This is a genomic window from Sporosarcina luteola (genome assembly GCF_007991495.1).
GTDB lineage: Bacteria > Bacillota > Bacilli > Bacillales_A > Planococcaceae > Sporosarcina > Sporosarcina luteola.
On record NZ_BJYL01000004.1, the window covers coordinates 140,761 to 155,061 of the forward strand.

Annotated in this window: 15 protein-coding genes; 1 reads left to right on the top strand and 14 read right to left on the bottom strand. The window is 43.4% G+C overall.

Features of this window, described 5'->3' with window-relative positions:
• Positions 1-12: 12 nt before the first annotated feature.
• From recG to SLU01_RS01890, 5 genes are all read right to left on the bottom strand, one after another.
• Positions 13-2,061: an ATP-dependent DNA helicase RecG gene (gene recG / locus SLU01_RS01870; RefSeq protein WP_147054738.1), complete on the bottom strand. Its 2,049-nt coding sequence runs from the start codon at positions 2,059-2,061 to the stop codon at positions 13-15.
• Positions 2,042-2,950 carry an L-serine ammonia-lyase, iron-sulfur-dependent, subunit alpha gene (sdaAA, locus tag SLU01_RS01875; RefSeq protein WP_147054740.1) on the bottom strand — a complete coding sequence of 303 codons (909 nt, stop codon included), beginning with the start codon at positions 2,948-2,950 and terminating at the stop codon, positions 2,042-2,044. The genes recG and sdaAA overlap by 20 nt, the downstream gene beginning before the upstream one ends.
• Positions 2,951-2,964: 14 nt before the next feature.
• Complete coding sequence (gene sdaAB / locus SLU01_RS01880) at positions 2,965-3,627, bottom strand: L-serine ammonia-lyase, iron-sulfur-dependent subunit beta (protein WP_147054742.1); 663 nt, start codon at positions 3,625-3,627, stop codon at positions 2,965-2,967.
• 115 nt (positions 3,628-3,742) lie between these two features.
• Positions 3,743-5,401, bottom strand: a complete 1,659-nt coding sequence (gene fakA / locus SLU01_RS01885; protein WP_147054744.1) for a DAK2 domain-containing protein — start codon at positions 5,399-5,401, stop codon at positions 3,743-3,745.
• 21 nt (positions 5,402-5,422) lie between these two features.
• On the bottom strand, positions 5,423-5,782 hold the full coding sequence (locus tag SLU01_RS01890) for an Asp23/Gls24 family envelope stress response protein (RefSeq protein WP_147054746.1): 360 nt from the start codon (positions 5,780-5,782) through the stop codon (positions 5,423-5,425).
• A gap of 222 nt (positions 5,783-6,004) precedes the next feature.
• Here SLU01_RS01890 and rpmB point away from each other — a divergent pair, with 222 nt between their 5' ends.
• A complete protein-coding gene (gene rpmB / locus SLU01_RS01895) occupies positions 6,005-6,193 on the top strand; it encodes a 50S ribosomal protein L28 (protein WP_041073990.1) in 189 nt (62 codons plus the stop codon).
• Between the two features lie 160 nt (positions 6,194-6,353).
• On the opposite strand, the gene spoVM is transcribed toward rpmB, so the two are convergent.
• From spoVM to def, 9 genes are read right to left on the bottom strand one after another with little or no spacing between them, the layout of a single operon-like run.
• Positions 6,354-6,509, bottom strand: coding sequence for a stage V sporulation protein SpoVM (spoVM, locus tag SLU01_RS01900; protein WP_147054748.1), 156 nt, complete (start codon positions 6,507-6,509; stop codon positions 6,354-6,356).
• 13 nt (positions 6,510-6,522) lie between these two features.
• On the bottom strand, positions 6,523-7,176 hold the full coding sequence (locus SLU01_RS01905) for a thiamine diphosphokinase (RefSeq protein WP_147054750.1): 654 nt from the start codon (positions 7,174-7,176) through the stop codon (positions 6,523-6,525).
• Positions 7,176-7,841: a ribulose-phosphate 3-epimerase gene (rpe, locus tag SLU01_RS01910; RefSeq protein ID WP_147054752.1), complete on the bottom strand. Its 666-nt coding sequence runs from the start codon at positions 7,839-7,841 to the stop codon at positions 7,176-7,178. The genes SLU01_RS01905 and rpe overlap by 1 nt, the downstream gene beginning before the upstream one ends.
• Positions 7,834-8,730, bottom strand: coding sequence for a ribosome small subunit-dependent GTPase A (gene rsgA / locus SLU01_RS01915; RefSeq protein ID WP_147054754.1), 897 nt, complete (start codon positions 8,728-8,730; stop codon positions 7,834-7,836). Before rsgA ends, rpe begins: the two co-directional genes overlap by 8 nt.
• Positions 8,731-8,744: 14 nt before the next feature.
• On the bottom strand, positions 8,745-10,712 hold the full coding sequence (gene pknB / locus SLU01_RS01920; protein ID WP_147054755.1) for a Stk1 family PASTA domain-containing Ser/Thr kinase: 1,968 nt from the start codon (positions 10,710-10,712) through the stop codon (positions 8,745-8,747).
• A complete protein-coding gene (locus tag SLU01_RS01925) occupies positions 10,709-11,470 on the bottom strand; it encodes a Stp1/IreP family PP2C-type Ser/Thr phosphatase (protein ID WP_246110838.1) in 762 nt (253 codons plus the stop codon). The genes pknB and SLU01_RS01925 overlap by 4 nt, the downstream gene beginning before the upstream one ends.
• 25 nt (positions 11,471-11,495) lie before the next feature.
• On the bottom strand, positions 11,496-12,845 hold the full coding sequence (gene rsmB / locus SLU01_RS01930; RefSeq protein WP_147054757.1) for a 16S rRNA (cytosine(967)-C(5))-methyltransferase RsmB: 1,350 nt from the start codon (positions 12,843-12,845) through the stop codon (positions 11,496-11,498).
• Positions 12,842-13,783 (bottom strand): methionyl-tRNA formyltransferase, encoded by a 942-nt coding sequence (gene fmt, locus SLU01_RS01935; protein ID WP_147054759.1) that lies wholly within the window; start codon positions 13,781-13,783, stop codon positions 12,842-12,844. The genes rsmB and fmt overlap by 4 nt, the downstream gene beginning before the upstream one ends.
• Positions 13,780-14,277, bottom strand: a complete 498-nt coding sequence (def, locus tag SLU01_RS01940; RefSeq protein ID WP_147054761.1) for a peptide deformylase — start codon at positions 14,275-14,277, stop codon at positions 13,780-13,782. The genes fmt and def overlap by 4 nt, the downstream gene beginning before the upstream one ends.
• Between the last annotated feature and the right edge of the window lie 24 nt (positions 14,278-14,301).

The window sequence follows — 14,301 nt, forward strand, 5'->3', positions numbered from 1 at the left end:
CGTTTCTATTCTTCAATCCATTCGTTCCTGCGAGAGTGCACCGGATTGTTCCAGGCCTTCTCTTAGCAAAGCATACTCAGAATCAGTCCAAAAACGATTGGATGAAAGCATCTCTTCAGCATCTTTACGTGCCGTCTCAAGAGCACGATAGTCGTGGACGAGATCTGCCATTTTAAATTCAGGCATTCCACTTTGTTTTTTACCGAAGAAGTCGCCTGCGCCTCTCAACTCCAAATCCTTTTCAGCTAACAAGAATCCATCATTCGTTTCAGTCATCGATTGCATCCGTTCTTTCCCCTCTTCATTTTTAGGATCTGCCAGAAGAACACAATACGATTGATCGGCACCACGACCGACACGTCCCCTTAATTGATGGAGCTGGGCTAACCCAAAGCGGGTTGCGTCATAAATGAGCATAAATGTAGCATTCGGGACATTCACACCAACCTCAACAACCGTTGTAGAAACGAGGCAGTTGATATTCCCGTCACTAAAATCACGCATGATTTCATCCTTTTCATCAGAATGAAGGCGCCCGTGCATAAGTCCCACAGTATACTTGCCCGAAAAATGTGAAGAGAGTTGCGCGTGTACATCGACTGCGTTTTGCACATCGAGTTTGTCCGATTCTTCTATCAAAGGACAAATTACATACGCCTGTCTACCAGCTTGCAACTCCTTCTCCATCTTTCGTAAGACAGGCATCAATGACTCTTCCTTTAACCAATATGTTTCAATTTCTTTACGACCCGCAGGCATTTCATCCAAAATTGAAACATCCATTTCTCCGAATGCCGTAATCGCCAATGTCCTTGGAATGGGGGTCGCCGTCATGAAAAGCACATCCGGGTTCAACCCTTTTTCCCTTAGGATACGACGTTGTTCTACACCAAACCGGTGTTGCTCATCTGTTATGACGAGACCTAATTTAGCGAAACTGACATCTGGTTGGATAAGGGCATGCGTACCGATGAGCAGGTCGATTTCTCCATTAGCTAAATGCTCAAGGATGTTCTTTCTCGCCTTACCCTTTGTAGATCCGGACAGAAAGGCGACCCTCACACCAAATGGTTCAAACCAAGATGAAAGCGAATCAGCATGCTGTTCAGCAAGGATTTCAGTCGGAGCCATCAGTGCTCCTTGGAAGCCGGCGGTGATGGCAGCATAAAGCGCAATCGCTGCAACGACAGTTTTCCCTGAACCCACATCACCTTGCAAAAGGCGATTCATCCTTTGATGGCTTTTCATTTCTGCACATAGTTCATTCACAACTCTTTTTTGTGCACCTGTCAATTCAAACGGCAAAGATGAAATGAACGATTTCAACCGCTCAATATCATAGTGAATGGCTATCCCTTTTTCTGCATCTTTACGAATCTTCTTCATCCCGATCATTTTCAATTGGAATTTCAACAATTCCTCATAGACGAACCTTCTTCTCGCTTGCTTGACGTCGACAGGTGATTTAGGGAAATGAACCATTTCCAACGCTTCGCTGATTGTGGGCAGCTTATATGATTCGCGTAACGAACCCGGTAACTCTTCTTCCATCTCGCCACCACATAAATCCAACGCTTGCCTCATATATTTTCGGAACGTTTTTTGATGCATGACGTTTTTCAAACTATAGACCGGTTCAAAGTCGGCTTGATCGGTTTTCGGACCATCGCTGAAATTGCTGACATTGATCACTTGCCTGCCCCGATCCCATTTCCCCGTCACGGTTACAATCATTCCTATCGTGAGACGCTCCTTTAAATAATGTTGATTAAAGAAAACCGCTTTTACTAGATGATTTCCTGCAAGCAGTCGAATTTGAAGGCGAGATCTGTTTCTGCCTAAAAAAAGAACGGAAGGCTCGCTTTCGACCCTTCCTTCAACAGTAACCCGTTCATTATGCGGCGTATCAGCCAAGTTTTTCAGTCTGAAATCTTCATGCCGGTACGGAAATGTATTGATTAAATCTTCTATCGTTTCAATACCCAATTTTTGCAGTTGTTCGGCGGATGCCTTGCCTACACCTTTAAGCGTTGTTACAGCGTCATGAATTGACGGTGTCACGAACCGTTTTATCCTTCCCGAAAATCTCGGCTTCCAATCTCTTCCCAGTAGGTGTAGCTGCTAGTCCGCCTTTCGCAGTCTCCCTTAAAGCGGAAGGCATTGTTTGTCCAATCCGATGCATCGCCTCAATCACTTCGTCCGTAGGAATTCTACTTACAACTCCCGCGAGAGCCATATCAGCTCCGACAAGCGCTTTTGCAGCACCCATCGCGTTACGTTTCACGCAAGGTACTTCAACGAGACCCGCAACCGGATCACAAACAAGTCCAAGCATGTTTTTCATGACAATCGAAAATGCTTCAGCGCTTTGTTGAGGGGTTCCGCCTGCCATTTCAACAATGGCAGCTGCAGCCATCGAGGCAGCAGATCCTGTTTCAGCCTGACATCCTCCAGCAGCTCCTGAGATGGATGCATTATTCGCAACTACAAATCCGAAAGCTCCTGATGTGAATAAATAATTCACCATCTGTTCCCTTGTCGGGTTTAATTTTTCTTTTACTGCAAAAAGTGTTCCAGGTACAATGCCCGCAGCCCCTGCGGTCGGAGTTGCACAAATCATACCCATTGCCGCATTTACTTCATTTGTAGCGACTGCTTTGCTCACTGCATCCAAGATGAGATCGCCTGATAATGATTTACCGGACTTTATATAATTTTGAATAAGCACAGCATCTCCGCCCGTCAAACCTGAGGTAGATTTCACACCTTGCAGGCCTTGCTCTACTGCACTTTCCATCACTGTGAGATTGTTATCCATTTGTGCAATGATCTCTTCACGTGAACGACGTGTAATTAGCACTTCCTGCTCAATCATTATTTCTGAGATCGGTTTATTTTGACTTTCGGCAAGCGCAACGAGTTCCTTAACCGTACCGAATAGAACTTCCATCGATATATTCCTCCTTAGTTCGCCAACGTCGATACTTGTGTGACATTCGGCAGAGATTTTAATTCATTTATGAGCGTTTCATCAAACATTTGATCGACTTCAATGACCATAAGCGCCATCTTCCCTTTTTCTTTACGACCTACTTCCATATGGGCGATATTCATGCCTTGGGAAGCAATCGAGTTTGAAACGCTTGCAATGACACCTGCACGGTCATCATGCACAACAAGCAAAGCAGGGAAATGACCGGATAGGCGTAGCGGGAAACCATTCAGTTCAGTGACTTCCATTGTCCCTCCGCCAATTGAAATGCCAACAAGTTCCATTTCACCTTGGCTATCCCCAATGACAACTCTTGCTGTATTCGGATGGTCGGCTTCTTCCTCTTCCGGAATGAATTCAAATGTCATTCCTAGCGCAGCCGCATCTTCGAAAGAAGTTTTAATTCTTTCGTCAAAAGTGTCATAGTCCAGTAGGCCGCCAATGATGGCTACGTCCGTTCCATGTCCTTTATATGTTTCTGCAAATGAACCATAAAGATATATTTTAGCCCATTCCGGCTGCCTGCCGAACAAATCCCGAGCGACACGCCCGATTCTTGCTGCGCCAGCGGTATGGGAAGATGAAGGTCCGATCATAACAGGACCAATAATTTCAAAAACGGATCTGTATTTCAACCAAACTACCCCCTATTTAAAAGACAAGCTATCATTCATTTTACAATAAAACATTAATAAAGACAAAATAGAGAAAACGGCACGCCTATAAGTGCGTACCGTCTTCTAATTCTGATTACTCTACAGATAGGATATATGGGTAAAGTGGTTGTTTACCGTTATATAGTTCTACTTCAACATGGTCATAAGTTGACTCCACAAAGCTTGCAAGTTCAGATGCTTCAGATTCCGCGACGTTCTCACCATAGATAATCGTTACGATTTCATCATCTTCATCAATTAATGAACTAAGCAATGTTTTAATTACTTCATCCAAAGAAGGCTCGGAGATGATGATCTTATTTCCGGCAAGGCCCATAAAATCATCTTTTTGAATATCAATTCCATCAATGGATGTATCTCTGATCGAATGTGTGACTTGTCCAGTCTTTACATTCGATGCAGCTTTAGACATACTTCTTTCATTTTCGGCAACTTCTGCTTCTGGATTAAAGGCTAATATAGCTGCCAATCCCTCAGGCACCGATTTTGTTTCGACGACAGCTGCTTCGATACCGACCACTTCAGCCGCTTGTTTCGCTGCCATAATAATGTTTTTGTTATTCGGCAAGATGATGACTCGTTCAGCACCGACATCCTTTATCGCTTTGACGATGTCTTCAGTTGAAGGATTCATTGTCTGGCCGCCTTCAATCACCGCGGATGCACCTATGCTCTTCAGCAGTTCCGCAATTCCATCCCCCATCGCGACCGTAACGATAGCATAAGGATGCGCAATCTTTTCATCTTTTTTAGCGGAATGGTCTTCACCGACAATATTGATGTGCTGCTGTCGCATATTCTCAATTTTAATGTTGATAAGAGAACCATATTGCTGTGCATAATTCAGGGCCTCACCCGGTTCTTCTGTGTGAATATGTACTTTTGCGATTTCGTCGTCTGAAATGACAAGTAATGAATCTCCCAGCTTACTGAGATCTTGTCGGAAATCTCCTTCTTCGAACGGATTTCCCTTCACTTTTTCCTCTTCGAATTTCACCATGAATTCCGTGCAGTAACCGAATACGATATCTTCCGTATTCATGTAACCTTGAACACCACGATGATGTTCCGCATTAACGAGATCATCCATCGATTCAACGACAGAACGTTCAGGAAGCGCTTCACCTTTCAAGCATGCCAAAAAGCCTTCATATACATAGACAAGGCCTTGTCCACCACTATCTACAACACCGACTTCCTTTAACACAGGAAGCAGATCAGGGGTCCTTTTCAATGAAGCTTTTGATTCAGCCACTATCGCTTCCATAACGTCAATGATGTCTTGGCTTGTTTTTGCAGCTTCAACGCCTTTGTTTGCAGCGTCTTTCGCGACAGTCAAAATTGTGCCTTCCACCGGCTTCATCACCGCTTTATAGGCAGTTTCCACTCCGTAATTCAATGCTTCGGCAAATTTTACACTATCCAATTTCTCTTCATCTTCAATCGCTTTTCCAAAACCGCGGAACAATTGAGAAAGAATAACGCCTGAATTCCCTCTAGCACCCATTAAGAGCCCCTTGGATAAAGCTTGGGCAGTCTTTCCCAGATGTGCAGATACATGCGCTTCCGTTTCCTTCGCACCCGACGTCATAGATAAATTCATATTTGTCCCTGTATCACCATCGGGTACAGGAAACACGTTTAGTGAATCGACATAGTCGGCATTCAGATGAAGGTGATGAGCCCCCATCTTCACCATGTCGGCAAATTTCACACCATCAATAAAATTCATTGAAATGTTTTCCTCCTTCTATCAGCTCGTCACCCGAACTCCTTGAACAAATATATTCACTGAATCCACCGTTAACGATAATGTCTTTTGTAAAGTGTATATAACTTTGGATTGCACTTGGTATGCAACCTCGGAGATTTTAGTGCCGTATCCAATGATGACATACATATCAATATGTGTTTCATCGCCGATATTTCTCACAATAACTCCTCTTGCATAATTTTCTTTTCCAAGGATATCTGTAAGCCCATCCCGGATCTGATGACGTGAAGCCATGCCTACAATTCCGTAGCATTCGATTGCCGCCTCTCCAACCACTTGTGCAATGACGTCATTCGTAATATCTATTTTACCGTAATCGTTTTTCAATTCAATTGACATGAAAGCTTCCCCTCCTGCATCCTTTTCGCTATCCTCATTGTACTATACAAGTAATCATTATAAAAGAAGAACTACCCGATATACAAATGAAATCTGTAAAGGCATTTCCCTTGAAAGGTTCAGTAAAAAAGGTTGCAAGCCATTATTTCCTGTGATAAAGTATTATGGTATGCGAATTAGATAGTGAATCGCTTAATCAATTTTAGCGAGGAGGTCATAAAAATGGCTAAAGAATGTGTAATTACTGGACGTAAAGCCCGTGCTGGAAATGCCCGTTCACACGCAATGAACGCTAACAGACGTACTTGGGGAGCAAACCTTCAAAAAGTCCGTATTCTTGTTAACGGTAAACCAAAACGTGTTTGGGTATCCGCAAGAGCACTTAAATCAGGTAAAGTGCAACGCGTATAACGAAATGCGGAAACGACCGTTTAGGTCCGACAGGCATAAGACGGATTGGTGAAGTGGCGTTCTTTGCCGCGTAGCCAATATGGCTTATGACCCGAGGAACTGGTCGTTGGAGCTGGACAATACCATAATAAAAAGAAATAAAACGCCAGGCCGAATGAGTTCAGCCTGACGTTTTTTCTTTTTTCTTTTTTCTGTTGCGCTGGCTTGCACTTGCTGCTGCCTGGCTCTTCTGCTTATCATCTTTTTGGAAGACAACCATGCATTTTCGGACAAAACTACTGAGAAACTTCGGCATCGTGAATGTATAGACTCGCAATTCCCCGCTCCTTTCAGGAATCTGAACTCCTTACCATTAAGCATATGCCTTGCCGGAAAGAGATAGTACAAACTTCTGCATTTGCTTCATTGCTTGTAAATTTGGTCATACCCATTTCTATGCGGGCATTAACCGTTTCATACTTGAAACCTGTTAAAGTGAGGCCTACTACCGTTTCACCAAAAGGGAAAAATGAAATATAGGGAAGCTCTACGATTTTTTTCACCCGATGGACTCCTGGGTGCAAAATTGATAATTCATTGTTGGAGCTTTTAATGAATAACACAATATCTTTATTCGCAAGCTGCGACCTATATAACAACTGCAACGCGGATTCAAAATGATCCAATCTTCCACCTGTAACACCCGTCAAAATAATTTCCTCAGGTTGGTAGGCAATGGCACGCGCGACCGCCAATTCCGTATCCGTCTCGTCTTTTTCCGATTGGAATGAATCAACCTTTTCCACCGAAGACTGGATCAATTGGAATTCTTCAACGCTTACCGAATCAAAATCACCGACGGCTTCCTTCGGCACAATCCCTTCATTCAGTAAATGAAGAGCCCCTCTATCCACTCCGATGAAAATTGTTTGATCCGATTGCATTGCTGATAGATCAGGTAATTCTTCACGGGGTCCACCTGCACAAACGACAACTCTTCTCATCAATTCAGCACACTTTCTCCTGCCAATTTAATCCGTTTCAATGCTTCAGCACGATCTTCCGCATTGTAGATGGCCGATCCAGCGACAAAGATCGTTGCACCTGCCTGAGCACAAGGAATGATCGTTTCCTCATTAATGCCCCCATCAATTTCGATTTCGATGTCCAAACCTTTTTCCTTGATGAGATCAGACAATTGTTTCACCTTCGGAATAACCGAATGGATGAACTTCTGTCCGCCGAAACCTGGATTTACTGTCATGAATAACACTAGATCGACATCTTCCAGAATGTGAATGATCTGCTCGACAGGTGTATGCGGGTTCAGAACGACACCCGGTTTAACACCGTAGGAGCGTATCAGCTGGATCGTGCGGTGCAAGTGTCTACAAGCTTCAACATGGACAGTAATGTAGTCAGCTCCTGCTTTAGCGAACTGTTCAATATATGCATCAGGATTGTCAATCATGAGATGAACATCTAAAGGAAGTTCTGTAACGGGCCGCAACGCTTCGACAACAATTGGCCCCATCGTAATATTCGGAACGAAATGTCCGTCCATTACATCAATATGAATAAGCTCTGCTCCTGCTTTTTCTACTTCTTTTACTTCATCTGCCAACTTTGAAAAGTCAGCTGCTAAAATCGATGGTGCAATTTTAATCATTTTTCGGATACCTCGGCTTTCGGTCAGTAATCTCTTGCATGAACTGTACATAATTGTCATAACGGGAACTTATGATTTCTCCCGTCTCTACTTTCTCTTTTACTGCACATCCCGGTTCCTTCAGATGCAAGCAACCTCTGAATTTACAATCTTGCGCCACGCTTTCCATATCGACAAAGTAATCGCGAAGCTCTTCTTTTTCGATATGATCGAAATCAAGCGAACTAAATCCAGGAGTATCCGCAACAAGCCCGCCTTCCACTTCAATCAGTTCCACATGGCGGGTTGTATGCTTTCCTCTTCCTAATGCTTCAGAAATTTCACCGGTCTTTAAAGATAACTCGGGAATTAATGTGTTTAACAACGTCGATTTGCCAACCCCGGATTGACCCGCAAGCACGGTCGTTTTTCCTTGCAAGAACGGTTTCAATGTCGATGATAAGCCAGAATCTCCGATAAAGGTCTTAACGACCTCATATCCGATCCCTTTATAATATTGCATTGCGGCCTCCGCATGTTGAAGACCTTTTTCATCCGCAATGTCCTTTTTCGTCAGACAAATCACCGGTTGAATTCCAACCGATTCGATGACGACGAGAAATCGATCCAGTAAATGAAGGCTGAAATCCGGTTCAACGATTGAAAACACTAGCAATGCTTGGTCAACGTTAGAAATAGGCGGCCTGACGAGTTCATTATTTCTTTCATGCACTTCTGTAATCGTTGCATCATTGTCACCTTCGCGAACAATTGTTACGAAATCGCCAACGAGAGGGGAGATTCCTCTATTTCTGAATACTCCCCTACCTTTGCATTGAACCGTTTCCCCATCATCTTTTTTCACGTAATAAAAACCGCTAATCGCTTTTCTAATTTGTCCTTCCGGCATCCAATCCCTCTTTCTTATTCTTCGATATCGTCGTAATCGAACATCTCTTCCTTGATGACGGTATTGTCTCTGACGACTCTATATCCGCCCCGTTGCCCTTCTTCCAATTCAATTGGAACCATCGTGCGGGTATCTTCAGTGATTTCGAATTCATCAAACGGATCTGCCATCGAATGTTTGCTATCTTGAACATAGATTTTAACAGTTTGCGGTTCAGGCTCATCCGGTTCTTCTTCAAAATCATCCACGACCGTAGGCTCATATGGAATGTCAATCCGTTTCACCGTATATTTAACAGATTTCTTTTCCTTACCTTTCGAAATCGCAACATCGATTTTAGCTCCTTTTTCAACTTCAGTGTGAGCGGCAGGCTTTTGCCAAATGACATGACCTTCCGGAATCGTATCGTGGAATTCTTCTCGAATCGCGCGTATATCAAAACCGGATGTCTTTCCATATTCCTTTAACTGGTTCTGATTATATCCCGTAAGATCGTCTACTAGCTGAACTTCTTTTCCTAGACTCACTGTTAACAGAAGATCCGTATCTTCGGGTACAACTTCCTCCCCGACTTCCGGATTCTGTCCTATAATCCGCCCTTTCGGCTCATCAGAGTGAACGTTCTTCGTATCGACGGATTTAAAAATATTTTCGAGAAAACTTGCAAATTCATCGTCAAAGTCACGACCCGTGTAGTCAGTCATTTCTGTCGTTTTCTTGCCTGTACTCACATAAAGCGTTACAGGGGAACCGACTTTCCGCTTCTTATCCGCCTCAGGAATTGTACGGAAAACCTGCCCTTTTTCAAATTCATCGGAATAGTCTTCTATGGACTCTTCCACGACGAAACCTGCTTCCGTCAATCGATCGATCGCTTCCGCTTCATCATATCCGACGACATCCGGGATAGCCTTTTCTTTCGTTCCTAATAAGGAAGGCAAAAAGATGGCCAATAAAGCGATGGCTATAAGGCCAATTGAAATACCTAGTATGATTGGCCACTTTCTACGTTTCTTTTTCACTGGCGGTTTTGCTTCCGGAACAACCGGTTCAATTTTTTTCGTCGTCTCCGACTCATCAAATTTCGAAGTTTCCGTTATTGCGGGAATGATCCGGGTCTTATCGTCATCAAAAGGTACGTTGAATTTCGCTTCATGCTGCCTCTCGGGAGATAGAACTGAAAACAAATCATCATACATTTCATCTGCAGATCGATATCTATATGTAGCGTCTTTTGCAGTCGCTTTTAAAATGACATTTTCTACACTTTGAGGAATGTCAGGAAATGTCAGCCGAACTGAAGGCGTTTCCTCCTGTAAATGTTTAAGAGCGATCGCCACGGCGGTCTCTGCTGAAAATGGCAGCTCACCGGTTAATAACTCATAAAAGACAATCCCCAATGAATAGATATCCGATTTTTTTGTTGCCATGCCGCCTCTGGCCTGTTCAGGAGATAAATAATGAACAGTTCCGATAACCGAGTTCGTTTTCGTATGAGCCGTCGCACTAAGCGCCATCGCAATTCCAAAGTCAGTAATTTTCACATTGCCTTCTGAATCCATTAAAATATTTTGCGGTTTTATGTCTCGATGGATAATGCCATTATGATGGGCATTTGCAATCGCTGATACTAATTGTTTCATGATGCCAACCGCTTGAGCAACTTTTAATGGACCGTTAGTCTGAATGAATTTCTTTAACGTCTGACCTTCAATATATTCCATGACAAAATAATGAAGCTCTCCATCCTCCCCGACATCGAATATATTAACGATATGTGGATGAGTCAAACTTGTAGCGGAAAGTGCTTCGCGTTGGAATCTTCTTTTCAAATCTTCCTCATTGGCAAAATCGTAATTCAATACTTTGATTGCAACATCGCGATCCAAGATGATATCGTGCGCTAAATAGACTTTCGACATACCACCTTCTCCGATTCCTCGGATCACTTCGTAACGCCCACCGATTCGTTTGCCTATCATTGTTGACTCACCTCCGAAGCTGAAGGACCAGCTAAAATGACGGAAATGTTATCTTCTCCGCCCATTTCATTGGCAAGCCTTATCAATTCCATTGCTTTATCTCGAAGATCCCCGTCCGTTGCGACGATACGATGGATCCGTTCGTTGTCGACTTTATTGCTCAATCCGTCTGTACAGATCAACAAATAGGTCTGACCGTTCAATTCAATATTGTAAAAATCAGGGGTAATGAATTTTTCTGATCCGACTGCCCTCATGATCCAATTTCTTTGAGGATGTTTTGCCGCTTCCTCTTCAGTGATTTCCCCCGAATCAAGCAATATATTGACGAACGAATGGTCTTTCGTGATTTGCAAAATCTCCCTTTCGTCTATCATGTATACTCGACTATCGCCGACATGAGTGACTAGACCTTTATTGCCATAAATGAGAACAGCATCCAACGTGGTTCCCATGCCTTTAAAATTCTCATCTTTTTCTGCGATATTGAATATAGTGCGGTTTACGTATAAAATCATTTCTTGCAATAGTTCTTTCCAGTCTTCTTCATCTAGACTCTTGGGATTTTCAACTTTCAAAAATTTTTCCCCAAGTATTTGAACTGCTGTTGAGCTTGCATAATCCCCACCACGATGCCCCCCCATGCCATCAGCAATAATAGCTAGCGTCGGCCCATCTTTAATTGTAAAAACTGCCGCGCAATCTTCATTTACTGTCCGCTTTCGACCAATATCCGTCAGCACTTCGAATCGCAACACTCGTCCCCCCTTTAATACAACTTCTTCACCTTTTTCGAAAAGCAGCAACAAAAAATCCATCACTTCCAAAATGCTGTGGCAGCACTTGCAACATATCGTCCTTAATCGCTAATGGTGCATGATTGCTTAATGCATCCAGCGGGACTAATTCAATATCGGGATGTTTATCAAGGAATTTACGTACCATTCCTTCATTTTCTTCATAGTCGACTGTACAAGTGCTGTAGACGATTATCCCATCCTCTTTGATGAGACGATAGGCTGTATCAAGCAATTGTCCTTGGATTCCAACTAATTTATCCAAATCCTGCTCGGTCTTATTATATTTAATTTCCGGCTTTCGACGAATGACGCCCAAACCGCTGCAAGGTGCATCGACAAGGATCCGGTCAAAGGAGGAAGGCTCATAAATGGATTCCAATTCCCTGCTATCACCGCTCTTCGTCTTGATGGAACTGATGCCAAGCCGTTGTGCATTCGACTCGATTAAAGCCAGTTTATGCTCATGCAGATCATGTGCATAAATTTCACCTTTATCATTCATTTTTTCTGCGATGAATGTTGTTTTTCCTCCTGGCGCCGCACACATGTCAAGCACTTTCATATCCGGTTTAAGGTCAAGTGCAAGAACTGGCAACATGGAACTTTCATCTTGGATAGTCAATAGTCCGTTTGAATAAGCTTCCGTATTCGCCAAACTTCCACTTGATGCTTGGATGCTTTCGGAAACAACTTCTCCCTTAGTTGCATCGATTCCCTCTTTCGACAATGCAATCAAAGTGTCCTCCACTGTCGATTTTAAAGAGTTTACCCTGGCCGTCATTCGGGCTGGATGATTATTTTCATGGGCCATCGCCCATGCCTCTTCCTTGCCGTATTGCTCAATCCAACGGTTGATCAACCACGTTGGGTGACTTGTTTCAATTGATATTCTTTCAATATCATCCTTGATGTCTTCTAGCGGGCGCACTCCTTTACGCAAAACAGAACGTAATATGCCATTCACTGTTGCTGCAATCCCTTTATGGCCACGCCTTTTTGCGATTTCTACAGCTTCATGGACGACTGCATGCGGAGGAATCTTCGTTAAATAAATAATTTGGTAAATGGATAACCGCAATAGTTCCCTCACCCAAGCATCAAGCTTTCCTTTTACAAAAGGTTCCAAGTAATAATCCAACGTCATTCTATGCTGCAACGATCCATATGTTAACTCTGTCAATAAACCTTTGTCTTTAGGATCGATGGCGTATTTTTTGATCGTCCGGTTTAGAAGTAAGTTGCTATATGCCTGATTATCATTAATTTCCATCAAAATCGATAAGGCTGCGTCACGGACATTTCCATTCCAAATTTTCTTTTTGGGATTTGTCATTCGAAATGATCCCCTTCGCTCCATTTGGCTCCTACTCCATTCATGAATTCCTCAGCAGACAATCGCTTTTTTCCGGCTGGCTGCAATTCGGTAATAGCAATCGAAGTATGATCCCCAGTTTTTATAATAAGCCTGTCCTTCAACAATTTAATAAGTGTCCCGGGTGATTGATCCGAATCGATATCAGATTTCTCTGCTTTCCAAATCTTGACGTTTTCCCCTTGGAAAACCGAGTATGCTCCTGGCCAAGGATATAAGCCGCGGATTTGATTGTATATCGCAGTTCCTCCGCGTGACCAATCAATTTTTTCTTGCTCACGTGTAATATTTCCTGCAAAGGAGACGTATTGTTCATCTTGTTGAATACGTTCATTCGTTCCGGCTAATATCGAAGGAAGCGTTTCCTTTAATAATTCCATGCCGGCAATGGACAACTTTTCAAAAAGTATACCGGTAGTATCCGTTTCTTCAATAGGGACACGAACTTGTGAAATAATGTCACCTGCATCCAATTTCTGCACCATATACATGATGGTCACTCCAGTTTCCGTTTCCCCGTCGATGACGGCTTGATGGATTGGAGCGCCTCCCCTATATTTCGGCAATAGAGAAGCATGCACGTTAATGCAGCCAAAGCGAGGTGCGTCAAGCAATTCTTTTGGCAATATTTGACCGTAAGCAGCTGTTACGATAAGATCCGGTTTTAGTTGAATGATCTCCGATAACTCCGTCGAATTTTTTAGTTTTTCGGGTTGCAATACAGGTAACCCTAGACGGACTGCTTCCCCTTTGACTGGGGGCGGAGTAAGGACCCGCTTTCTGCCGACCGGACGATCGGGTTGCGTGACAACTGCTGCGATTTCAAAGCCTTCGTCATGCAACATCGTCAAAACCGGCACGGAGAAGTCCGGTGTTCCCATGAATACGATTTTCGTCATTCCGCTTTTTCCTCCTCATCGACTTCATTAAATTCCTCCGGATCAACAATCCGCTTGATTTTAGAATCGAAGAGGATACCGTCCAAATGGTCGATTTCATGGAGGATTGCGCGCGCTTCATAGTCTTCTGCTTCCAGCTCATATAACGAGCCGTCCCGTTCCTGCGCTTCTACACGTACAAAGAAGGGACGCTCCACTTCTCCATATAAACCGGGGAAACTTAAACAGCCTTCCACATCTACTTCGGAACCTCCGATGGCAGTGACAACTGGATTTATCATTTCAATAACGTCGTCGCCTTCTCCTAAATCGACGATCGCGACTCTGACAAGTTCTCCGATTTGAGGTGCAGCAAGTCCTACTCCGTCCGCCGCTACCATTGTTTCATACATATCATCGAGCAATTTCGCAAGTTTTTCATCAAATTTCTCTACTTCCTTACAACGCTGTGTCAAAAGCGGTGAAGGGCTTTTTACGATTTCAAGTATTGCCAAATCAATTCCTCATTTCTAGCTGTC